General features: G+C 72.1%; 19 protein-coding genes. 13 read left to right on the forward strand and 6 right to left on the reverse strand.

Going from position 1 to position 22,946, the window contains the following annotated elements; genetic code table 11:
* Window positions 1–54: 54 nt before the first annotated feature.
* The 7 genes from mce (at window position 55) to ACF08N_RS17640 (ending at window position 9,835) form a co-directional block, all read left to right on the forward strand.
* Complete coding sequence (gene mce, locus ACF08N_RS17610; RefSeq protein WP_392325519.1) at window positions 55–483, forward strand: methylmalonyl-CoA epimerase; 429 nt, start codon at window positions 55–57, stop codon at window positions 481–483.
* 167 nt (window positions 484–650) lie between these two features.
* The gene (gene scy, locus ACF08N_RS17615) at window positions 651–4,694 is read left to right on the forward strand and encodes a polarized growth protein Scy (RefSeq protein WP_392325520.1); all 4,044 of its coding nucleotides are present in this window, start codon (window positions 651–653) and stop codon (window positions 4,692–4,694) included.
* A 114-nt stretch (window positions 4,695–4,808) separates the two neighbouring features.
* On the forward strand, window positions 4,809–5,747 hold the full coding sequence (locus tag ACF08N_RS17620) for a cellulose-binding protein (protein WP_392325521.1): 939 nt from the start codon (window positions 4,809–4,811) through the stop codon (window positions 5,745–5,747).
* Between the two features lie 176 nt (window positions 5,748–5,923).
* Window positions 5,924–6,910 carry an ABC transporter ATP-binding protein gene (locus tag ACF08N_RS17625; RefSeq protein ID WP_392325522.1) on the forward strand — a complete coding sequence of 329 codons (987 nt, stop codon included), beginning with the start codon at window positions 5,924–5,926 and terminating at the stop codon, window positions 6,908–6,910.
* A gap of 3 nt (window positions 6,911–6,913) precedes the next feature.
* A complete protein-coding gene (locus ACF08N_RS17630) occupies window positions 6,914–7,693 on the forward strand; it encodes an ABC transporter permease (RefSeq protein ID WP_392325523.1) in 780 nt (259 codons plus the stop codon).
* A 169-nt stretch (window positions 7,694–7,862) separates the two neighbouring features.
* Complete coding sequence (locus ACF08N_RS17635; RefSeq protein WP_392325524.1) at window positions 7,863–9,005, forward strand: ABC transporter ATP-binding protein; 1,143 nt, start codon at window positions 7,863–7,865, stop codon at window positions 9,003–9,005.
* Window positions 9,002–9,835: an ABC transporter permease gene (locus ACF08N_RS17640; RefSeq protein ID WP_392325525.1), complete on the forward strand. Its 834-nt coding sequence runs from the start codon at window positions 9,002–9,004 to the stop codon at window positions 9,833–9,835. Before ACF08N_RS17635 ends, ACF08N_RS17640 begins: the two co-directional genes overlap by 4 nt.
* 4 nt (window positions 9,836–9,839) lie before the next feature.
* Here ACF08N_RS17640 and ACF08N_RS17645 read toward each other — a convergent pair whose 3' ends face one another.
* Window positions 9,840–10,169: an ATP/GTP-binding protein gene (locus ACF08N_RS17645; RefSeq protein WP_392325526.1), complete on the reverse strand. Its 330-nt coding sequence runs from the start codon at window positions 10,167–10,169 to the stop codon at window positions 9,840–9,842.
* A 212-nt stretch (window positions 10,170–10,381) separates the two neighbouring features.
* On the opposite strand from ACF08N_RS17645, the gene ACF08N_RS17650 reads away from it, so the two are divergent.
* On the forward strand, window positions 10,382–11,413 hold the full coding sequence (locus ACF08N_RS17650) for an LLM class flavin-dependent oxidoreductase (RefSeq protein ID WP_392325527.1): 1,032 nt from the start codon (window positions 10,382–10,384) through the stop codon (window positions 11,411–11,413).
* A gap of 133 nt (window positions 11,414–11,546) precedes the next feature.
* Here ACF08N_RS17650 and ACF08N_RS17655 read toward each other — a convergent pair whose 3' ends face one another.
* Window positions 11,547–11,939 (reverse strand): SCO5389 family protein, encoded by a 393-nt coding sequence (locus ACF08N_RS17655; protein ID WP_307713396.1) that lies wholly within the window; start codon window positions 11,937–11,939, stop codon window positions 11,547–11,549.
* A gap of 243 nt (window positions 11,940–12,182) precedes the next feature.
* Here ACF08N_RS17655 and nucS point away from each other — a divergent pair, with 243 nt between their 5' ends.
* Entirely contained in the window at window positions 12,183–12,845 is a 663-nt protein-coding gene (gene nucS, locus ACF08N_RS17660) for an endonuclease NucS (protein WP_392325528.1), read from the forward strand.
* A 470-nt stretch (window positions 12,846–13,315) separates the two neighbouring features.
* Here the strand turns inward: nucS and ACF08N_RS17665 are convergent, their stop codons facing one another.
* From ACF08N_RS17665 to ACF08N_RS17675, 3 genes are all read right to left on the reverse strand, one after another.
* On the reverse strand, window positions 13,316–15,700 hold the full coding sequence (locus tag ACF08N_RS17665) for an ATP-binding protein (RefSeq protein ID WP_392325529.1): 2,385 nt from the start codon (window positions 15,698–15,700) through the stop codon (window positions 13,316–13,318).
* Window positions 15,701–16,023: 323 nt separating this feature from the next.
* Window positions 16,024–16,347, reverse strand: a complete 324-nt coding sequence (locus ACF08N_RS17670; RefSeq protein ID WP_147988162.1) for an STAS domain-containing protein — start codon at window positions 16,345–16,347, stop codon at window positions 16,024–16,026.
* A 150-nt stretch (window positions 16,348–16,497) separates the two neighbouring features.
* Window positions 16,498–17,346, reverse strand: coding sequence for a 3-hydroxyacyl-CoA dehydrogenase family protein (locus ACF08N_RS17675; protein ID WP_392325530.1), 849 nt, complete (start codon window positions 17,344–17,346; stop codon window positions 16,498–16,500).
* Window positions 17,347–17,565: 219 nt separating this feature from the next.
* Here ACF08N_RS17675 and ACF08N_RS17680 point away from each other — a divergent pair, with 219 nt between their 5' ends.
* On the forward strand, window positions 17,566–18,138 hold the full coding sequence (locus tag ACF08N_RS17680; RefSeq protein ID WP_392325531.1) for a cob(I)yrinic acid a,c-diamide adenosyltransferase: 573 nt from the start codon (window positions 17,566–17,568) through the stop codon (window positions 18,136–18,138).
* On the opposite strand, the gene ACF08N_RS17685 is transcribed toward ACF08N_RS17680, so the two are convergent.
* Entirely contained in the window at window positions 18,135–18,710 is a 576-nt protein-coding gene (locus tag ACF08N_RS17685; RefSeq protein WP_392325532.1) for a hypothetical protein, read from the reverse strand. The two genes, ACF08N_RS17680 and ACF08N_RS17685, sit on opposite strands and share 4 nt — an antisense overlap.
* 144 nt (window positions 18,711–18,854) lie before the next feature.
* Here ACF08N_RS17685 and ACF08N_RS17690 point away from each other — a divergent pair, with 144 nt between their 5' ends.
* The 3 genes from ACF08N_RS17690 (at window position 18,855) to ACF08N_RS17700 (ending at window position 22,846) form a co-directional block, all read left to right on the forward strand.
* Window positions 18,855–20,069: a sensor histidine kinase gene (locus ACF08N_RS17690; RefSeq protein WP_392325533.1), complete on the forward strand. Its 1,215-nt coding sequence runs from the start codon at window positions 18,855–18,857 to the stop codon at window positions 20,067–20,069.
* A 113-nt stretch (window positions 20,070–20,182) separates the two neighbouring features.
* Window positions 20,183–20,827, forward strand: a complete 645-nt coding sequence (locus ACF08N_RS17695; RefSeq protein WP_392325699.1) for a response regulator — start codon at window positions 20,183–20,185, stop codon at window positions 20,825–20,827.
* Window positions 20,828–21,079: 252 nt separating this feature from the next.
* Entirely contained in the window at window positions 21,080–22,846 is a 1,767-nt protein-coding gene (locus ACF08N_RS17700) for a glycosyl hydrolase family 18 protein (protein WP_392325700.1), read from the forward strand.
* Window positions 22,847–22,946: the final 100 nt, after the last annotated feature.

The raw sequence follows: 22,946 nt of genomic DNA on the forward strand, positions 1-22,946 counted from the left end.
GGTGTGATCGCGCGCACGTTGCGTAATCGGGCGCCGGGGCGCTGCACTGGAGAAATGCTGACGCGAATCGACCACATCGGGATCGCCTGTCTCGACCTCGACAGGACTGTCGAGTTCTACCGTGCGACCTACGGCTTCGAGGTCTTCCACGAGGAGGTCAACGAGGAGCAGGGCGTGCGGGAGGCCATGCTCAAGATCAACGAGACGTCCGACGGCGGCGCCTCCTATCTCCAGCTCCTGGAGCCCACCCGCGAGGACTCCGCGGTGGGCAAGTGGCTGGCCAAGAACGGCGAGGGGGTGCACCACATCGCCTTCGGGACGGCGGACGTCGACGGCGATGCGCAGGACATCCGGGACAAGGGTGTCCGTGTGCTGTACGACGAACCGCGTATCGGCTCCATGGGGTCGCGCATCACCTTCCTCCACCCGAAGGACTGCCACGGCGTTCTCACCGAACTCGTCACCTCTGCAACGGAGCACTGACCGACACGATTCCCGGCCCGGTAGAGTGGGCCGTTCCGGGCCGGGGCCGGGTCGGGGCCGTGCCGCGTCTCCGTCGTTGATCTGTCACCATTCCCCGGGGGGCCGTTCGCCGGCGAACGGTGCTCGTGTGGAGACAGTTGCGACCAGGGGACGGATGGGACCGCGCAGTGCGGGGCTACGAACGCCAGGAGAGCCACCGAGCTGACGACGACCACCTCTCGCGGTTCGAGGCCGAGATGGACCGGCTGAAGACCGAGCGGGAGAAGGCCGTCCAGCATGCCGAGGACCTCGGCTACCAGGTCGAGGTGTTGCGCGCCAAACTCCATGAGGCGCGGCGCACGCTCGCCTCCCGCCCTGCCCATGACACCGCCGACCTCGGTTACCAGGCCGAGCAGTTGCTCCGTAATGCCCAGATCCAGGCGGACCAGCTGCGCTCGGACGCCGAGCGGGAGCTGCGCGAGGCGCGCGCCCAGACCCAGCGCATCCTTCAGGAGCACGCCGAGCACCAGGCGCGCCTCCAGGCCGAGCTGCACGCCGAGGCGGTGCAGCGCAGGCAGCGTCTCGACCAGGAGCTGGCCGAGCGCCGCCGGACCGTCGAGTCGCACGTCAACGAGAACGTCGCCTGGGCCGAGCAGTTGCGCGCCCGCACCGAGTCGCAGGCGCAGCGTCTGCTGGACCAGTCCCGCGCCGAGGCCGAGCAGTCGCTTGCCGCGGCGCGCGCCGAGGCCGCGAGGATCACCGAGGAGGCCCGCCGCCGGCTCGGCAGCGAGGCCGAGGCGGCCCGCGCCGAGGCCGAGGCGATCCTGCTGCGTGCCCGCAAGGACGCCGAGCGGCTGCTGACCGCCGCATCGAACCAGGCGCAGGAGGCGACCGCCCACGCCGAGCAGCTGCGTTCGTCGACCACGGCCGAGTCCGACCAGGCCCGCCAGCAGGCCGCGGAGCTCAGCCGTGCCGCCGAGGCGCGGATGCAGGAGGCGGAGGACAGGCTCCGCGAGGCGCGGGCGGAGTCCGAGAAGCTGGTCGCCGAGGCCAAGGAGTCCGCGGCCAAGCAACTTTCGTCGGCCGAGTCGGTCAACGAGCAGCGCACGCGTACGGCCAAGGCGGAGATCGCCCGGCTGGTCGCCGAGGCGACCAAGGACTCGGAGGCGCTGAAGGCCGACGCCGAGCAGGCGCTCGCGGACGCCCGTGCCGAGGCCGAGAAGCTGGTCGCGGACGCCACCGAGAAGGCCCGTACGGCGGCCGCCGAGGACTCCGCCGCCCAGCTCGCGAAGGCCGCCCGCACCGCGGAGGAAGTGCTGACCAAGGCGTCGGAGGACGCCAAGGCGACCACCCGCGCGGCGAGCGAGGAGGCCGAGCGGATCCGGCGCGAGGCCGAGGCCGAGGCGGACCGGCTGCGCGGTGAGGCGGCCGAGCAGGCCGACCAGCTCAAGGGCGCGGCCAAGGACGACACCAAGGAGTACCGCGCCAAGACGGTCGAGCTCCAGGAGGAGGCGCGCCGGCTGCGCGGCGAGGCCGAGCAGCTGCGTGCCGAGGCGGTCGCCGAGGGCGAGCGGATCCGCGGCGAGGCGCGGCGCGAGGCCGTCCAGCAGATCGAGGAGGCGGCGAAGACAGCCGAGGAGCTGCTGACCAAGGCGCGTACGGACGCGGACGAGCTGCGGACGAAGGCGGCGGGCGACTCCGAGAAGGTGCGCACCGAGGCGATCGAGCGCGCCACCACGCTGCGCAAGCAGGCCGAGGAGACGCTGGAGCGCACCCGCGCCGAGGCCGACCGGCTGCGCGCGGAGGCCGAGGAGCAGGCGGACGGCATGCGCGCGGCGGCCGAGGCCGAGGCGGACCGGCTGCGCGAGGAGACCGAACGCGGCGTCGCGGCCCGGCAGGCGGAGGCCGCCGAGGAGCTGACGCGGCTGCACACCGAGGCCACGGCCCGGCTCGCGAGCGCCGAGGAGAACCTCACCGAGGCCCGTGCGGAGGGCGAGCGGATCCGCCGCGAGGCGGCGGAGGAGACCGAACGGCTGCGCACGGAGGCCGCGGAGCGGCTGCGTACGCTCCAGGCGCAGGCCGAGCAGGAGGCGGAGCGGCTGCGCACCGAGGCAGCCGCCGACGCGTCGGCGGCCCGTGCGGAGGCCGAGACCGTTGCCGTACGGCTCACCAGCGAGGCGGCGAGCGAGGCGGAGCGGCTGCGCACCGAGGCCCAGGACACCGCCGACCGGGTACGGGCGGAGGCCGCTGCGGCCGCCGAGCGGCTCGGCGCGGAGGCCGCCGAGGCGCTGGCCGCCGCGCAGGAGGAGGCGGCCCGTCGTCGCCGGTCGGCCGAGGAGACCCTCGAGTCGGCGCGCGCGGAGGCCGGCCAGGAGCGCGAACGGGCCCGCGAGCAGAGCGAGGAGCTGCTGGCGTCGGCCCGCAAGCGGGTCGAGGAGGCGCAGGCCGAGGCGCAGCGGCTCGTGGAGGAGGCGGACCGGCGCGCCACGGAGATGGTCTCGGCCGCCGAGCAGACCGCCCAGCAGGTGCGGGACTCCGTCAGCGGGCTGCAGGAGCAGGCCGAGGAGGAGATCGCCGGGCTGCGCAGCGCCGCCGAGCACGCGGCCGAGCGCACCCGCGCCGAGGCGCAGGAGGAGGCGGACCGGGTCCGCGCGGACGCGTACGCGGAGCGGGAGCGTGCCTCCGAGGACGCGGCCCGGCTGCGGGAGCGGGCGCGGGAGGAGACGGAGGCCGCGCAGGCGCTGGCCGAGCGGACCGTCGCCGAGGCGATCGCGGAGGCGGAGCGGCTGCGGACGGACGCCTCTGAGTACGCCCAGCGGATGCGTACGGAGGCGTCGGACTCGCTCGCCTCCGCCGAGCAGGACGCGTCGCGGACCCGCGCGGAGGCGCGCGAGGACGCGAACCGGATCCGTTCCGAGGCGGCGACGCAGGCGGACCTGCTGGTCGGCGAGGCGACGAGCGAGAGCGAGCGGCTGCGCACGGAGGCCGCCGAGGTGCTGGCCACCGCGGAGGCGGACGCGACGCGGCTGCTCAGCGAGGCCGAGCAGATCAAGGTGGACGGCGAGGCCGAGGTCGAGCAGATGCGCGCGGCGGTGCGCGCCGACCGCGAGCAGGTGCTCGACGAGGCGCGCAGGGCCGCGGACAAGCGCCGTGCCGACGCCGCGGCGCAGGCGGACCAGCTCATCTCCGAGGCGACGGGCGAGGCCGAGCGGATCGCGGCGGAGACGGCCGCGGAGGCGGAGCGGGTGCGGACCGAGGCGGCCGGCGACGCCGAACGGATGCGGGCCGAGGCCGCCGAGACGGTGGGCACCGCGCAGCAGGCCGCCGAGCGGATGCGGGCGGAGGCGGAACGGCACCGTGCCGAGACGGAGGCCGCTGCCGAGCAACTGCGCAGCGAGGCGCGTGCCGAGGCGGACCGGCTGCTGGACGAGGCGCGCACGGCGGCGGCCAAGCGCCGCGCGGACGCGGCCGAGCAGGCCGACCAGTTGATGGCCAAGGCGCAGGAGGAGGCGCTGCGCGCGGCCACCGAGGCGGAGGAGCAGGCCGACACGATGGTCGGCGCCGCCCGCAAGGAGGCCGACCGGATCGTCACCGAGGCGACCGTCGAGGGCAACGCGCGGGTGGAGAAGGCGCGTACGGACGCCGACGAACTGCTGGTCGGCGCGCGCCGGGACGCGGCGGCGATAAGGGAGCGCGGCGAGGAGCTGCGGGCACGGGTCGAGAGCGAGATCGAGGAGCTGCACGAGCGGGCCCGCCGGGAGACCTCGGAGCAGATGAAGACGGCCGGGGAGCGCGTCGACAAGCTGGTCAAGGCCGCCGAGGAGCAGCTCGCCGATGCGGAGGCCAAGGCCAAGAAGCTGGTGTCGGAGGCCGATTCGGAGGCCGGCAAGGTCAGGATCGCCGCCGTGAAGCGGGCCGAGGCGCTCCTGAAGGAGGCCGAGGCCAGGAAGGCCGAACTGGTCCGCGAGGCCGAGCGCGTGAAGGCCGAGGCCGACCGGGAGGCCGAGCGCACGATCGCCGAGGGCAAGCGGGAGCTCGACGTGCTGGTGCGCAGGCGCGAGGACATCCAGGCCGAGATCTCCCGTGTCCAGGATGTTCTTGAGGCGTTGGAGTCTTTCGAGGCGCCGACGGGGGGTAAGGCTTCGGCCAACGGCGGTTCCGGAGCGGGAGCCGTCAAGGCGGGAGCATCAGCAGGGGTTACACGTTCGAGTGGCAAGTCGTCCGACGGCTAGCCACTCAAAAGGCTGGACATTCTCCAGATCAAACCGGCATCCGCTCGATGACACGCCGCTTCGGCCCCTAGGATTCCCTCTAACACCTCACCGGTCTCATTCGACAGGAACCCCATGAGCGACACTTCCTCCCCCTTCGGCTTCGAGCTCGTGCGGCGTGGTTACGACCGCGGTCAGGTGGACGACCGCATTACCAAACTCGTCGCCGACCGTGATAGTGCTCTGGCCCGAATCACCTCTCTGGAAAAGCGCATCGAGGAGCTCCACCTCGAGACGCAGAACGCCCAGGCCCAGGTCAACGACGCCGAGCCGTCGTACGCGGGACTCGGCGCGCGTGTCGAGAAGATCCTCCGTCTCGCCGAGGAGGAGGCGAAGGACCTGCGCGAGGAGGCCCGTCGCGCGGCCGAGCAGCACCGTGAGCTCGCCGAGTCCGCCGCTCAGCAGGTGCGCAACGACGCCGAGTCGTTCGCGGCCGAGCGCAAGGCGAAGGCGGAGGACGAGGGCGTCCGTATCGTCGAGAAGGCACAGGGTGAGGCCAACTCGCTGCGTGCCGAGGCGCAGAAGGACGCGCAGTCCAAGCGTGAGGAGGCGGACGCGCTCTTCGAGGAGACCCGCGCCAAGGCCGCCCAGGCCGCCGCGGACTTCGAGACCAACCTGGCCAAGCGCCGCGAGCAGTCCGAGCGCGACCTGGCCTCCCGTCAGGCGAAGGCGGAGAAGCGCCTGGCGGAGATCGAGCACCGCGCCGAGCAGCTGCGTCTGGAGGCCGAGAAGCTGCGCACGGACGCGGAGCGCAGGGCCCGTCAGACGGTGGAGACGGCGCAGCGTCAGGCCGAGGACATCGTGGCCGACGCGAACGCCAAGGCCGACCGTATCCGCAGCGAATCGGAGCGCGAGCTGGCGGCGCTGACGAACCGCCGCGACTCGATCAACGCCCAGCTGACGAACGTCCGCGAGATGCTGGCGACGCTGACCGGTGCGGCCGTGGCCGCGGCGGGTACGCCGGCGGACGACGAGCCGATCTCCCGCGGGGTTCCGGCGCAGCAGTCCCGCTGACGCCTTCCGCAGGCCGGATCCGACGAGTGCCCGGTGCCGTTTCGGCACCGGGCACTCGCGCGTCGTGGGCCGCCTCCGCGCCGGGCACTCGCGCGTCGCCGGCCGATCCGGAATGGCCCTGTTCCGTTGGGCGAACCCGGTGGCGGACGCCATGATGCCCCCGTAGCGTGAAACGCATGATCGAGCTCGAGGGCCTCACCAAGCACTTCGGTACGAAGGTCGCCGTCGACCATCTGTCCTTCACGGTCCGCCCGGGCATGGTGACCGGCTTCCTCGGTCCCAACGGCGCGGGAAAGTCGACGACGATGCGCATGATGCTCGATCTGGACAACCCCACCAGCGGCACGGTCCGGATCGACGGCAAGCACTACCGGGATCTCGACGAACCGCTCAAGTACATCGGCGCCCTGCTGGACGCCAAGGCGATGCACGGCGGCCGCAGCGCCTACAACAACCTGCTCTGCCTGGCCCAGGCGAACCGGATCGCGGCCGCCCGCGTGACCGAGGTCCTCGACGTGGTCGGGCTGACGGCGGTGGCCCGCAAGAAGTCCAAGAGCTTCTCCCTCGGTATGGGTCAACGGCTGGGAATCGCCTCGGCGCTGCTCGGCGATCCCGAGATCCTGATGTTCGACGAGCCCGTCAATGGTCTGGACCCCGAGGGTATTCACTGGATCCGCAATCTGATGAAGACTCTTGCCGCCGAAGGCCGGACGATCTTCGTCTCCTCCCATCTGATGAGTGAAATGGCGCTCACCGCCGACCACTTGATCGTGATCGGCCAGGGCAGACTGCTCGCCGACACATCAATGGCCGATTTCATTCACGAGAACTCCCGCAGTTATGTCCGGCTGCGCACTCCGCAGCGGGAGAAGCTGCTGGACGTCCTGCACACGGCCGGTCTGATCGCCGTCGAGTCGGGCAACGGCACGCTGGAGATCGACGGGGCTTCCACGGAGCAGCTGGGTGAGCTGGCGGCGGAGCACCGGATCGTGCTGCACGAGCTCAGCGCCCAACGCGCCTCGCTCGAGGAGGCGTTCATGCAGATGACGGCCGGCGCCGTGGAGTACCACGCGCACGCCACCGACGCGGCCGCGCCCGTCCCCGCACCTGCCGCCACCGGCACCGCCGCCCCGCAGTGGGCCCCGCGCAACAAGGGAGCCTGACCGATGGCATCCGTACCCGCCGTCCTCCAGTCCGAGTGGACCAAGATCCGCACGGTCTCCTCGACGCGCTGGACCCTGATCTGCGCGCTCGCGGTCACGGTGGCCATGAGCGCCGCGCTCTGCGCCCTGATGAACTCCACCTTCGAGGACCTGCCCGCCCCCGAGCGCCTCACCTTCGACCCGACGCTGATCAGCTTCTCGGGGATGGTGCTGGGCCAGCTGGCGATGGTCGTCTTCGGTGTCCTCGTGGTCGGCACGGAGTACAGCTCCGGCATGATCCGCACGTCGCTCGCGGCCGTCCCGCAGCGCGCCACCTTCCTCTTCAGCAAGATCACGGTGGCCGGACTGCTGGCGCTGGTGGTGGGGATGGCGACGAGCTTCCTGACCTTCTTCCTCGGCCAGGCGCTGCTGGGCGAGCACCGCACGACGATCGGCGAGGAGAACGTGCTGCGCGCGGTCGTCGGCGGCGGCATCTACATGGGTCTGATGGCGATCTTCTCGATGGGTGTCGCCGCGATGCTGCGCAGCTCGATGCTGTCGCTGGGCATCCTGATGCCCTTCTTCTTCCTGGTGTCGCAGATCCTGTCCGCGGTCCCGGGCGCGAGGGACGTGGCGCGCTACTTCCCCGACCAGGCCGGGTCCAAGATCATGCAGGTCGTCCCGGGCGCGATGAACAGCGGCGACTCCCCGTACGGGCCCTGGGGCGGCCTGGGCATCATGCTGCTGTGGGTGGCGGCGGCACTGATCGGCGGCTTCGTGGTGATCAAGAAGCGGGACGCGTAGGCGTCCTCGGGCCCGGCGCACGGGGCGGGCCGCGGCGGACACGGGCGCGGGCCCACCTCGCACGGCTTGAACGGAACCGTCAAGGCCCGGATATCCTCCTAACTCTTACGGGGGCGTACGGCATGCATGGCCTGTGCCCCGACGACCCGAACGTCGATGGGGCTGGAGAATGATCGAGGCAGTCGGCCTGACGAAGCGCTACGGCGCCAAGACGGCCGTGTACAACCTTTCCTTCCAGGTGCGGCCCGGCGCCGTCACCGGGTTCCTCGGACCCAACGGCGCCGGCAAGTCCACGACGATGCGCATGATCCTCGGGCTCGACAAGCCGACCGAGGGGCAGGTCACCATCAGCGGCCGGCCGTACCGGCAGCTGCCGAACGCGCCGCGGCAGGTCGGTGCGCTGCTGGACGCCAAGGCCGTGCACGGCGGGCGCAGCGCGCGCAGCCACCTTCTGTCGCTGGCGCAGCTGTCCGGCATCCCGGCCCGCCGGGTCGACGAGGTGCTCGGGGTCGTCGGCCTCCAGGACGTCGCCAAGCGGCGTTCCAAGGGCTTCTCGCTCGGTATGGGACAGCGGCTCGGCATCGCGGCGGCGCTGCTCGGCGACCCGCAGGTGCTGCTCTTCGACGAGCCGGTCAACGGTCTCGACCCCGAGGGCATCCTGTGGGTGCGCAATCTGATGAAGCAGCTGGCCGCCGAGGGCCGTACCGTCTTCGTCTCCTCGCACCTGATGAGCGAAATGGCGCTCACGGCCGACCACTTGATCGTCATCGGCCGGGGGCAGCTGCTCGCGGACATGAGCGTCAAGGACTTCATCTCGCACAACTCGGCCGATTTCGCGCGCGTGCGCACGCCGCAGACCGACCCGCAGCAGCGCGAGAAGCTGCTCGCGGCGCTCACGGAGGCGGGCGGGCAGGTCATGTCCGAGCCGGACGGCGCCCTGCGCGTCACCGGGCTCGCGCTGCCGAGGATCAGCGACGTGGCCCACGAGGCGGACGTCCGGCTGTGGGAGCTGTCGCCGCACCAGGCGTCCCTGGAGGAGGCGTACATGCGGATGACGCAGGGCGCCGTCGACTACCGCTCCACCGACGACCAGAAGGCGGGGCTGATGCAGCAGCCGCCGATGGGCTATCTGCCGCCGCAGCCGCAGATCCCCGATGTCCCGCAGCAGGGCTGGTACGCCCCGCCGCCGCCCGGAGCCGGGCAGAACCCGTACGCGGCCGTGGCGCCGGGCGCGCCCGTCCAGCCCGCGCCGCCCGTCGCTCCCCCTGCTGCCGCCCCCGCCGACCCGACCAAGCCCGAGGACGCCCGATGACCACCCCCTACCAGCATCCGGGCGCCGCCGCGCCCACGTACGCCTCTCCCATCCCGGTCCGCGGCGCGCACCTCGGCGACGCCCTCGCCTCCGAGTGGACCAAGATCCGCTCGGTGCGCTCCACGATGTGGACGCTCGGCGTGATGATCGTGCTGATGCTCGGCATCGGTCTGGGCGTCGCCGCGATCGTGGCCGCCAGCGACGTCGACCTGCAGGGGGAATCGGCGCTCGGCTTCGGCTTCTTCGGCATTCTGCTCGGCACGATCTGCGTGATGACGCTGGGCGTGCTGACGATCGCCTCCGAGTACGGCACCGGCATGATCCGTACGACCCTGACCGCCTGCCCCAGCCGTTCGCGCGTGCTGGCCGCCAAGGCGATCGTCTTCTTCGCCCTCGTCTTCACCATCACCCTGGTCTTCGCCGCGCTGGTCGCCGCGATCCAGACGGGCATGGTGGAGGCCACCGAGCCCACCGGCGACGAGTGGCTGCGCGCGACGGTCGGCGTCGCGCTGTTCGTCGCCTCGATCGGTCTGCTGTCGCTGGCCGTCGGCACGATGATCCGGCACTCGGCCGGAGCCATCACGATCATGATCGGCGTGATGCTGCTGCCGCTCGTCGCGGCCATGTTCATGTTCTCGGAATCGCTCGCCGACGTGCAGGAGTTCCTGCTCGACTACGCGGTCCCGAGCCAGCTCATCGGCATCTACGGCGAGGCCGCGGCCGGCGGCTCCTCGGGCCCGGTCGGCTGGGAGCCGGTGTGGATCATGCTCGTCATCAGCGCCGTGGCGATGGGCGGCGCGTTCGTCGTGATCAACAGCCGCGACGTGTGAGACCTCAGTAGCGAGGCGCGTTCCGGGACCGCTGCACCCGCGTGGTGCGGCGGTCCTTCGCGTTCCAGCACGCCTTGTGCCAGTGGCGCCGGTCGTCGACCCCCCCGTGCTCGGGCCAGGCCACCACGTGCGGGAGGCCGGAGGGGATCTCCTGGTCGCAGCCCGGGCAGCGGTACGTCTTGCCGGCGGCGCGTGCGCCCGCGACGTGGCGCACCGACCAGTCCTCGCCCTGCCAGGTCTCGCTGCTCCCGAACCCGCCGTACCGGTCGCCGCTCTCCGTTGCTCGCTCGGTCGGCTTCTCGCCGCCTCGGGGGCGGTTGCGGCGCGGGGACACGTGGACACCTCACGGGAGACGGAAACAGTTCCATTCCAGCGTAAGGGCCGAGAAGCGGGGCACTCGTCCCGCCGGCTGTGAGACCGTGGCTGCCGGCGAGCGCCGGTTACCGGACAATCGCAACAACTTCCCGTCCGGCCGTGCCTTTGGCACGTGTCGGACGTTGTTGCCGGTGGGGGAGTGACGCGTCGGCCGCAAGGAGGCTAAAGGCGATGCGCGTTGGGACTTTCGTACTGGCAGCCCAGTTCCCGGGACAGGGGCAGGGGGAGGCGCTGCACCGGGCGGTGCGGACCGCCGAGGTCGCGGAGCAAACCGGGCTGGATTCCGTCTGGTTGGCGGAGCACCACTTCGTACCGTACGGGGTGTGCCCGTCGGCGGTGACTCTCGCGGCGCTGCTCCTCGGCCGCACGCGCCGGATCCGGGTCGGCACGGCCGTGAGCGTGCTGCCGACCGTCCATCCCGTGGCGCTCGGCGAGCAGGCGGCGTTGCTCCACCTCACCTCCGGCGGGCGGTTCACGCTCGGGGTGGGGCGTGGCGGTCCGTGGGTCGATCTGGAGGTGTTCGGCTCCGGAGCGGCCGCGTACGAGAGCGGGTTCCCCGAATCGCTCGATCTGCTGATGCGGTGGCTGCGCGAGCCGCGCGTCGGCGCGGACGGCGAGCGGTTCGCCTTCCGCGAGGTCGCGGTCGTGCCGCGGGCGGACGAGCTGATCGGCGGCCCGCCCGGCGGCCCCGAGGTCGTCGTCGCCTGTACGTCGCCGAAGAGCGTGCGGCTCGCCGCCGAGCGCGGGCTGCCGATGCTGCTCGGGATGCACTGCGGGGACGAGGAGAAGGCGGAGATGGTCGCCCTGTGGCGCTCGCATGCGCGGGCCTGCGGCCGTTCCCCCGACGAGATCGCGGCGGCGCCTCATGTGTCGGCGGGCGTCGTCCAGATCGCCGACCGGGCCGCCGATGCGACCGAGACCCTGGTGAAGGCGCTGCCCGGCTGGCTCAAGCAGGGCCTGGACGCGCACGTCACGGTCGACGGCCGGCACCGCACGATGCGCGACCCCCTGGCGTACACGGAACTGCTGTGCGCGCTGCACCCCGTGGGCACCCCGCGGCTGGCGGCCGACCGGCTCGCCGCCACGGCGGAGCGCACCGGCATCACGCGCTTCGCGCTGCTGGCCGAGGGCTCGGGCGATCTGGCGGCGACCGAGGAGAACGTACGGCGCCTGGGTGCGGACGTGCTGCCGCAGCTCGCCTGAGCAGACCGGCCGTACGACCCCGGCCGGTCCCGTCGTCCCGGCCGAGGTCGCACGCGTTCGCTCGAACGCGCACAGTGCCGCCGCCCCGGCACCGGTGAGTACGTCCCGGGATGCGGAGCGGCAGCGGAAGATCTCAGCAGTCGCGCAGTTCGGGCGACTGATTGAGCAGCTGGGCCCGTACGGAAGTGAAGCGGGCGAGCCGCTCGTCCACCGAGGAGTCCAGCGGGAACACCGCGACGCGGTGGCAGTTCTGGAATGCCAGACGCACACCAAAGTGCCGCTGGAGCGCACCGCGAATGGCGTCACTCGCGAGTGCGCGCAGCAGCTGACCACGTGCCTGCTCGTCCGGCGGAGGCGTCTGGTTGTCGGCGAAGTCGCCGCCGTCCACCTTCAGCTGAGCCACCAGAGAACTGATCATCTCCCATGCGTAGGGCAGGGAGGTCCGGACGCAGTCGACGAAAGCTGCTTCGTCGACCTCGCCTCGCTCGGCCTGTTCCAACAGCGCCGGTGAGACGTCGAGCGACATGGGTTCTCCTCTCGCGGCCCCGGGCTAACGGGGCCTTACGGGCAGGGAAGGAGGTAGCGGACGAAACGACGGCATACGAACGGCGTAGGACGACGCAGAGTGCACGAGCGGCAACCTCCCGCTTCCACGGTAAGTGCGGTGTCTTGAGCGCACCAGGAGATTGGGAACACAACCGGCCAAATAAGAAGGGGGCTTCCGGGGCGAATCGCGCGGGGCGGCGTCGGTCGAGTAGCGTTGCCGACCATGCGTCTCGTCATCGCCCGCTGCTCCGTGGACTACGCGGGCAGGCTCACCGCCCATCTGCCCTCCGCTCCCCGATTGATCCTGGTCAAGGCGGACGGCAGTGTGTCCATCCACGCCGACGACAGGGCGTACAAACCGCTGAACTGGATGTCACCTCCGTGCACGTTGAAGGAGGGCGACGACCAGGTGTGGACCGTGGTGAACAAAGCGGGCGAGAAACTGATCATCACGATGGAAGAAATCCTCCACGACTCGTCGCACGAGCTCGGGGTGGACCCGGGCCTCATCAAGGACGGCGTGGAAGCGCACCTGCAGGAGCTTCTGGCCGACCGGATCGAGACACTCGGCGAGGGATACAGCCTGATCCGCCGCGAATACCCCACGGCCATCGGCCCGGTGGACATCCTGTGCCGCGACGCGGACGGCGGGACGGTGGCGGTGGAGATCAAGCGCCGCGGCGAGATCGACGGCGTGGAGCAGCTGACCCGCTACCTGGAACTCCTGAACCGCGACCCGCACCTGGCGCCGGTGAAGGGCGTGTTCGCGGCGCAGGAGATCAAGCCGCAGGCAAGGGTGCTGGCGACGGACCGGGGCATCGGCTGCGTGGTGCTGGACTACGACGCACTGCGCGGCATCGAGGACGACAAGCTCCGCCTGTTCTGACGGGCCTGCGCGAGGCCCGCGTGTGCGGGCTGCGTCCGGGGGCAAGCGGTGCGCCGGGCCCGCGGGTGCGCTGCGCCCGGGGGCGCGAGCGGGCGCCTGAGGTCGGCCTGCGACCGCCGCGGCCGCGCGACCGGTCCCGTCGACCGCTCTCCGCAGCGCTCGCCCCGGACACCCGCGGTGCCGACAGAGTCGGCCTGCGGCCGAAGACCACGACGGCCACGGCCGGCCCAGGGGCCAGGGCAGCGCCCGCGGAGAGGGTCGGCGGCCCCGGCCGTCGGGCCGCGGCAAGGCCGCATCAGCGGGGTGCCGGAGCCTGCCTCGGCCGCGCCCCGGGGGCAGGCCAGGTACGCCCGTTGGTCCTCGGCGTGCCCGGCCGCGAACGGCGACCACACAACCCCGCCAGACCAGCTCGGGTGCGGCCCTGGCCCCGGGGCTGCGCCCGCACAGCGTGCGCGCCCCAGGGGCGCCGTTTACATCACCGGCGCGGACGAGCTCTCCGGTGTCGACGGGCCGCTGGCCGACGTCTCGCTGCCCTGGGGAGGCGGCGCAGGGGTGGTCGTCTCCGTGGGCGGCGGCTCCGAGGTCGGCGTTTCCGAGGGAGGCGACGGCTTCGGCGGGGTCGACGGCGGGTTCGGCGACGACCTCGTCGGGGTCGGGGTCGGCGCGGTCGTCTCCGGCGGGCTGTCCGGCTCGGACGGTGTCGACGGCGGGGCCCCGCCCGGCTGCGGCTGCGTGTCGGGGACCGTCGACGAACCCGGCACCGCCGACGAGGACGGGCTCTTCGTCGCGCCCTTGTTGTCCGGCGTGTTCGACGCGTCGTCCGCCGGCTCCTGGGGCGTGTCCCAGTCCTCCTCGAAGTCGTCCTCGTCCGTCTGCTGCCCGTTCCTGACCTTGTCCGTCGGGGCGTCCTCCTTTTCGGAGGTCGCCCCGAGCGTCACCACCGTGCCGAGGACGACCGCGAGCAGCGCGCCCGCCCCGGCGGCGACGACGTTGCGGCGGGGGCCGCCGAAGAGGGCGAGGCCGCGGCGGGCCGGCGGCGCGGTGCCGGTCGCCGGCGTGACGGGCTCGTCCGCCGGCTCCGTACGCGGCAGCTGCGGCGTCGTGGCCGTGAACCCGGACAGCGGCGGCGGCACGGGCCGCGCCGGCACCTCCGTGCGTATCGTCAGCGCCTCCGGCTTCGGCGTCAGCCCCGCCGCACGGTCCTCGACGAGCGCCAGAGCCCGCCGGCCCGCGACCGTGCCGCGCTTGTCCGCGAGCGCGCCGCGTATGCCGATGGAGGTCTCCAGCTCGGCCCTGGCCCGTTCGAGGTTGCCGGTGCACAGCGCGAGGACGCCCAACTCGTGGTGGAAGTACGCGTCTTCGGCGACCTCTCCAGCGATCCTGGCGGCCTGCGAGCCGGCCCGCAGGGCCCGCTCCCAGGCGCTCCAGTGCAGTCCGGCGGCGAACACGGGCGCGGCGCGGCGGGCGAGCAGCACGGCCGTGCCGGCGTGCTCGGCGTCCCGGCCTCCCGAGACCAGCGCGCTCAGCGAGGCGAGCACCGCGTCGGCCTCGGCGATCGCGCGCTCGGGCGTGACCGAGGGGTGGCCCGACCACCAGGCGTAGTGCTGGGCGACGGTGTTCGCGTGGCCGGCGGAGTCCTCGTCGTAGCCCTTCTCCCGCAGCTGGGCGAGCACTCCGGCCGCTAGGCGGTAGCGCGTCCCGACGGGGGACAGCAGCCCGCAGTTCGTCAGCTCGCCGAGCGCCGCGTCGGCGTGGGTGTCGTTGACGAGCGCCGGCAGATGCGCCTGGTGCGGCACCTCGCCGCCGAGGGCGACGGCGATCCGCAGGGTCTGCCGCGCGGACTCGCTGAGCCGCGAGGCGAGCAGCGGCGCGGGCGCCGCCCCCTCCCCCAGCGTCGGCAGCGGTACGTCCCGGCCCTGCGCTGCGTCGAACGCCGCGAACTCGTCCGGGTCCCCGCGCAGCTCGTCGCACTGCCTCAGCAGCGCACCGGCCTGGACGAAGCGCAGCGGCAGGCCCTCGGACTCGAACCAGAGGTCGCCGGCCCAGTTGGACTCCTCCTCGGTGAGCGGCCGCTCCACTATGCGGGTGAGCAGCTCCAGTGCCGTCGCGCGGCCGAGGCCGCCGAGGAAGACCTCTTCGAGGGGGGAGTCGGCGGAGGGCGCGGGGACGTCGGGCGTCGCGGCGAGCAGGAAGGCGCACTCGGGGGCTGCGTCGAGCAGTTCGTCGAGAGCGGCACCGCCGAACTCCAGGTCGTCCAGGACGACGACGGCCCCGATGTCGCGGACGAATCCGGCGAGGGCGTTGCGGTCGGGCCGGTGCCGCGGCGCGGAGTAGACGATGGCGAAGAGTTCGTGGAGGAGCTCTCCGCACGTGCGGTGGTGGCCGTTGAGGCGTACGACGCCGTCGGGGGCGAGGTTCGCGCAGTCCTCGGCGACGGCGTCGAGGAGGGTGCTGCGACCGGAGCCCGCGGGGCCGGTGAGCCGTACGGACCGGCCCTGGCCGAGCAGCCGGACGAGCCGCTCCCGCTCCTCGCCCCGTTCCAGCAGCGGCAGCCGCGGCGACGCAGGTCCCGGCGGTACGGGCGGCAGTGCGGAGCGCTGCAGTTCCACGCGCTCGGCGGCGGTGCGCCGGGGCGGCCGCGCGGGCTGCTCCCTCGGCGGGCAGGGTTCGATCTCGCTGCCGTCGATGGGGTTGACGGTGAGCAGGAAGTCGCCCGAGACGACCTTGACGGTGCGCACGGGCGCCGGCGCCCTCTTCGCGACCGGAGTGCCGGCGTCGCGCGGCGGCCGGGCCGTGCCGTCGCCGAAGCCGTCGTCGTCGCCGAAGCCACCCTCGCCGAAGCTGTCGTTGTCCATGGTGAAAGCCCCTCGATACGGTTCGCCTGGCCTCGCTCCGCCGGGATCGATCGATCCCGGGGCCCGAGCCGCGTGCGGATGCCCTCCCGGCCTTGTCTCGCACGCTCGCCGTCGCTTCGGTCCGGTGCCCACCTGATGGGTCCTTCACAAGGGTGGGCGATGGAACCCTAGACGCTCCGTGGGCGTCACGGAACCGGCGGGGTGCCGCCCCGCCTGGGACGTCACGGTCTCGGGAGGTTTGCGCGGCTCATGCCGTCACGCACGGCTCATGGCGCCGCGCGGAGCTCGTGCCCTCGCGCGGAGCTCGTGCCCCCGCGCCCGACTCAGACCCGAGGGAGCGATTCGGCCGCGATGCCGCCTTCGATCGCCAGGATGCGGTGCAGCCGGGTCGCGACGAGGAGTCTCTGCATCTGCGGCGGGACACCGCGCAGCACCAGGCGGCGGCCGCACCGGCCGGCCCGCCGGTGCGCGCCCATGATGACCCCGAGCCCGGTGGCGTCCCAGGAGTCGAGGTGCGTCAGGTCGAGCACCAGGTCGCCGACGCCGTCGTCGACGGCCGAGTGCAGGACCGTACGGGCGTCCGCCGCGCTCCGGACGTCGAGGCGGCCCCCGACGACCAGCTCGGCATGGTCGCCCCTGATGTGCATATGCGCTCCCCGAGAACTCTTCGTCTGCCCCGTAACCGGTACTTCTTCGTCTAGCAACAACTGACTGCCCGGCACGCGGAGGGGTTGCTGCTTGTAAGCGAACCGATACCGAATTCACCCCTGCGGGCGATACCGAACCGGTCGATATGGTCAGTGCTTGTAGAAGCCCTGCCCGCTCTTGCGGCCGATGTCACCGGCGTCAACCATCCGGCGCATCAGCTCCGGCGGCGCGAACTTCTCGTCCTGCGACTCGGTGTAGATGTTGCTGGTGGCGTGCAGCAGGATGTCGACACCCGTCAGGTCGGCGGTGGCGAGCGGCCCCATGGCGTGGCCGAAGCCGAGCTTGCAGGCGATGTCGATGTCCTCGGCGCTGGCGACGCCCGACTCGTACAGCTTCGCGGCCTCGACGACGAGCGCCGAGATGAGGCGCGTGGTGACGAAGCCGGCGACGTCGCGGTTCACGACGATGCAGGTCTTGCCGACGGACTCGGCGAACTCCCGCGCGGTGGCGAGCGTTTCGTCGCTGGTCTTGTAGCCGCGCACCAGCTCGCACAGCTGCATCATGGGCACCGGCGAGAAGAAGTGCGTGCCGACGACGCGCTCCGGACGCTCCGTCACGGCCGCGATCTTGGTGATCGGGATGGCGGACGTGTTGGAGGCGAGGACGGCGTCCTCCCGTACGAGCTTGTCGAGCGCACGGAAGATCTCGTGCTTGACCTCGAGCTTCTCGAAGACGGCCTCGACGACGATGTCCGCGTCGGCGACGGCGTCCAGGTCGGTCGTGGTGGTGATACGGGCCAAAGCGGCCTCGGCGTCGGCGGCTTCGAGCTTGCCCTTGGAGACGAACTTGTCGTACGACGCCTTGATGCCGTCCCGGCCGCGGGTCAGGGCCTCGTCGGTCACATCGCGGAGTACGACGTCCCAGCCGGCCTGGGCCGAGACCTGCGCGATTCCGGACCCCATGAGTCCGGCCCCGATGACGGCGAGCTTCCTGGCCACTGCGGCACCCCTTAACAGCTGTTTACATGTTCGCTCTCTGGCGGAGGTTAGCGCTCGTGAGGTGCCCTGTGGTCCCGAAGAGATGCGCGTCACGTCCCACATGGCGGACATCACACCGCCGGACGGCGCGTCCACCCGGATGGCTGCGGTTCGTCCCCCGCGCCGTGACGGTGGGCACAGGAGCCCGCCGCGCGGCCGAAGCGTAACTACGCTGGCCACATGGTCAATCTGACGCGTATCTACACCCGTACCGGCGACCGGGGCACCACCGCTCTGGGCGACATGAGCCGCACCGCCAAGACCGATCTGCGCATCGCCGCGTACGCCGACGCCAACGAGGCCAATGCCGTCATCGGCACGGCCGTCGCCCTGGGGCAGCTCGGCGAGGAGGTCGTGAAGGTCCTCGTCCGCGTGCAGAACGACCTGTTCGACGTGGGCGCGGATCTGTCGACCCCGGTGGTCGAGAACCCGAAGTACCCGCCGCTGCGGGTCGAGCAGTCGTACATCGACAAGCTGGAGGCGGACTGCGACCGCTTCCTGGAGGAACTGGACAAGCTCCGCAGCTTCATCCTGCCCGGCGGCACGCCGGGGGCGGCGCTGCTGCACCAGGCGTGCACGGTCGTGCGGCGGGCCGAGCGCTCGACGTGGGCGGCCCTGGAGGTGCACGGCGAGACGATGAACGCGCTCACCGCGACGTATCTGAACCGCCTGTCCGACCTCCTGTTCATTCTCGCCAGGACGGCGAACAAGGAGGTCGGCGACGTGCTGTGGGTGCCCGGGGGCGATCGCTAGTCGCTTCCGGCGCGGACCTTTTCGCGCTCCGGCCCGTCCGTGGGGGCCTTCTTCGGCCACAGGACGTACGACAGGGCGATCAGGCCGTGGATGCCGGCCGACCGCCACGCGACGGTCATCCAGCTCCGCAGCGACTCGGTCCGGCTCGCGTCGCCCACGTACCAGATCGCGATCTGCAGCAGCACGGTGGTGACGCCGGCGGCGATCAGCGTGCCGAGCCAGACGCGGCCCTCGTGCCGGGCGCGGGCCATGCCGTGGCGCGGCGGCTTCGGGGGCGGCGGGGCGCCGCCGAGGCGGTGCGCGGCGTGGCCGTCGAGCCACCTGACCGTGCGGTGGCCGTGGCCGACCGTGTAGCCGATGTAGAGCGCGGCCAGGCCGTGCTTCCAGCTCGGTTCGGCACCGTTGTCGAGGTCGACGGCCGTGGCGACGAGCAGGACCACCTCCAGCAGCGGCTCGCACAACAGTAGCGCGGCCCCGGTGCGCGGCATCATGAGCAGGTAGCGGGTGGCGAGTCCCGCGGCCAGCAGCACCCAGAAGCCGACCTCGCAGACCACGATCAGCGTGACGATCACGACGGCTCTCCTTTCGTACGGATCCAGCGTGTCGGCCGGGGGCCGCGGATTCGTCGTCGTGAGTGACGAGCTGCGACTGCATCGTTCGATGTAGTCGCGACTCCGCCCGCTCGGTGAGGCAGGGGGCGGCCGGCTGCGTGTTGGATGAGGGACGTGACCCTCCCCCGCCCGCACCGTGACGACGTCCTCATCGCGGCCGTCGGCCTGTCCGGCGGCCTCCTGATGTGGTCGCTGGAGCTGCACACCAACGGCCTGGGTGCGCCGCTGCCGGCGTGGGTGGCGCTGGTGCCGCTGGTGGCACTGGCCGGACTGGAGCTGCTGCGCCGGACCATGCCGCGCACGGCCCTGATCGCCGGGACGGCGGCGGTCGCGCTGGACCCGTTCACGCCCGGCAGCATCGTGACGCTCCTGATGTTCGCGGACCTCGTGTACGCGGCCGTGGTGTACGGGACGCCCGCCTCGGCGCGTCGTATCCCGGTCACCACCGGGATGATCACGCTCGCGGTGACGATCGGCTTCCTGGCCTGGCTCCGGGAGCCGAGCGCCCTGCTGATCGGCGTGGTCACGGGGCTCGTCTCGTTCGGCCCCGCCACGACCGGCGCGATCGTGCGCAACCACCGGGAGGCGGCGGAAGCGGCCCGGCTGCGCGCCGAGCAGACCGCGCTGCTGGCCGAGATGGACCGGACGCAGGCCGTCGTCGCGGAGCGCGCCCGGATGGCCCGGGAGCTGCACGACATGGTCGCCAACCATCTCTCGGCGATCGCCATCCACTCCACGGCCGCGCTCTCGATGGACGACGCGGCGACCACGCGGCAGGCGCTGACGGTCATCCGCGAGAACAGCGTCGAGGGGCTGGCCGAGATGCGCCGGCTCATCGGGCTGCTGCGGGACAGCAGCGGTGACGCCGAACCGGCCGTGGCCCCGACGCTGGCGGGTCTCGACGCGCTGCTGGAACAGGCCCGGACGAACGGGGCGTCGAGCGGGCTCACGTTCACGCTGCGCGACATGCGGGTGGAAGGCGGCCGGCTGCCCGCGCCGGTGGAGCTGGCCGCCTACCGGATCGTGCAGGAGTCGCTCACCAACGCGATCAAGCACGCGGAGGAGGGCGAGGTTCTCGTGGAGGTGTCGAACGACGGAGGGCGGGCGCTGACCGTGACGGTGACGAGCCCGTTCGGGCGGCGGCCGGGGCCGCGGGCGCCGGGATCCGGCGCGGGTCTCGTCGGGATGCGGGAACGGGTGGCCCTGCTGGAGGGGACGTTCGAGGCGGGACCGGCCGCGTGGCCCGGTCCCGGGACCGGGAAGATCTGGCGGGTACGGGCCGAGCTGCCCGTACCGGACGACAAGGAGCCTTCGGCATGACGTTCGCAGCGCAACCCTCGGACGCGCGGGGCGAACTCGCACCGCTGGGCGTACAGGCACCACAGGGCGAACAGGGACCGGCGGACGCACCCGGTGCAGAGGCGTCCCGGGTCGTGCGGGTCCTCGTCGCGGAGGACCAGAGCGCGGTGCGCGCCGGGCTGGTGCTGATCCTGCGCAGCGCACCGGACATCGAGGTGGCGGGCGAGGCCGCGGACGGCGAGGAGGCGGTCCGGCTGGCCCGCCAGCTGCGGCCGGACCTCGTGCTGATGGACGTGCAGATGCCGAAACTGGACGGGATCTCGGCGACCCGGCAGGTGGTCGCCGAGGGCCTGGCGGACGTGCTCGTGCTGACGACGTTCGATCTCGACGAGTACGTCTTCGGTGCGCTGCGGGCCGGGGCCGCCGGCTTCCTGCTGAAGAACACGGACGCGAGGGACCTGATCGCGGCCGTGCGCACGGTGGCGCGCGGCGAGGGCCTGATCGCTCCCGCGGTGACGCGCCGCCTGATCGCGGAGTTCGCCGCGCCGCGCTCCGTGCGCCCCGGACGGGCCGCCGACCTCTCGGTCGTCGACGCGCTGACGCGCCGCGAGCGCGAGGTGCTGTCGTGCCTCGGCGAAGGACTGTCGAACGCCGAGATCGCCGGCCGGCTGTCGATGGCGGAGGCGACGGTGAAGACGCACGTCAGCAGGCTGCTGTCCAAGCTGGAGCTGCGCAGCCGGGTCCAAGCGGCGGTGCTGGCGCAGGAATTGGGGATCTGACACCGTCCACCCGACGGCCCGTCACCCATGGTCTGGACCTATTGACGATTGGTCCAGACCTTCCTACTCTCACGGCACACACGCTGCGGTGAGCCCCGCGGCGTGCGCAGTGCACGGACCACCCCGACTTGTCCGTCCGCAACTCGAGGAGCTTCCTTGAGCACTCCCGTCAGCGGGGCGCCCCGCCCCAGAAGCAGCTACAGATCCAGAGCCATCGCGGGCCTGACCGCGCTGCTCCTCCCCCTCGCCGCCATGGTCGGCCTCGCCTCCCCCGCGGAGGCCGCAGCGTCGGCCACGGCCTCGTACACCAAGGTCTCCGACTGGGGATCCGGCTTCGAGGGCAAGTGGACGGTGAAGAACACCGGCACCACCTCCCTCAGCTCCTGGACCGTCGAGTGGGACTTCCCCGCCGGCACCTCCGTCACCTCCGCGTGGGACGCGGACGTCACCAGCTCCGGCACCCACTGGACCGCGAAGAACAAGAGCTGGAACGGCTCCCTCGCGCCCGGCGCCTCCGTCTCCTTCGGTTTCAACGGCACGGGCTCCGGCTCGCCCTCCGGCTGCAAGCTCAACGGCGCGTCGTGCGACGGCGGCTCCGTCCCCGGCGACAACCCGCCCTCCGCCCCCGGCACCCCGAGCGCGAGCAACATCACCAACACCGCGGTCACGCTCAGCTGGAGCGCGGCGACCGACGACAAGGGCGTCAAGAACTACGACGTGCTGCGCGACGGCGCCAAGGTCGCCACGGTCACCGGCACCACCTGGACCAACACCGGACTGACCGCCGGCACGGACTACTCGTACACCGTCCAGGCGCGTGACACGGCCGACCAGACCGGCCCCGTCAGCGGTGCCCGCGCGGTGCGCACCACCGGCGGCGGCACCGACCCGGGCCCCGGCCCCGGCGGCAAGGTCAAGCTGGGGTACTTCACCGAATGGGGCGTCTACGGGCGCAACTACCACGTGAAGAACCTGGTCACCTCGGGCTCGGCCTCGAAGATCACGCACATCAACTACGCCTTCGGCAACGTGACCGGCGGCAAGTGCGCCATCGGTGACGCCTACGCCGACTACGACAAGGCCTACACCGCCGACCAGAGCGTCGACGGCGTCGCCGACACGTGGGACCAGCCGCTGCGCGGCAACTTCAACCAGCTGCGCAAGCTCAAGGCGAAATACCCGCACATCAAGGTGCTGTGGTCGTTCGGCGGCTGGACCTGGTCCGGCGGCTTCGGCCAGGCCGCGGCGAACCCGGCCGCCTTCGCCCAGTCCTGCTACGACCTCGTCGAGGACCCGCGCTGGGCCGATGTCTTCGACGGCATCGACCTGGACTGGGAGTACCCGAACGCCTGCGGTCTGTCGTGCGACACCAGCGGCCCCGCGGCCTTCAAGAACATGATGCAGGCCATGCGCGCCAAGTTCGGCACGAACAACCTGGTCACGGCGGCCGTCACGGCCGACGCCTCGTCGGGCGGCAAGATCGACGCGGCCGACTACGGCGGCGCCGCCCAGTACATCGACTGGTACAACGTGATGACGTACGACTTCTTCGGCGCCTGGGCCGCCAAGGGCCCGACCGCCCCGCACTCCCCCCTCACCTCGTACCCGGGCATCCCGCAGGCGGGCTTCAACTCCGCCGAGGCGATCGCCAAGTTCAAGGCGAAGGGCGTGCCCGCGTCGAAGCTGCTGCTGGGCATCGGCTTCTACGGCCGGGGCTGGACGGGAGTGACCCAGTCGGCGCCCGGCGGCACGGCCACCGGTCCGGCGGCCGGCACGTACGAGCAGGGCATCGAGGACTACAAGGTCCTCAAGAGCACGTGCCCGGCGACCGGCACGATCGCCGGCACGGCGTACGCGCACTGCGGCAGCAACTGGTGGAGCTACGACACCCCGGCCACCGTCACGTCCAAGATGGGCTGGGCGAAGGGCCAGGGGCTCGGCGGAGCGTTCTTCTGGGAATTCAGCGGTGACACCACGAACGGCGAGCTCGTGAGCGCGATCAACAGCGGCCTGGGATAACCCCGGGCGGGCATACGGGCGGGGGCGGTGCATGCGCACCGCCCCCGCTTCACGTCCTACGGTCCTACGCGACGTTCTCCCCCGGACTTCGTCCGGGGGC

This window comes from Streptomyces sp. NPDC015127, from assembly GCF_043080095.1.
GTDB lineage: Bacteria > Actinomycetota > Actinomycetes > Streptomycetales > Streptomycetaceae > Streptomyces.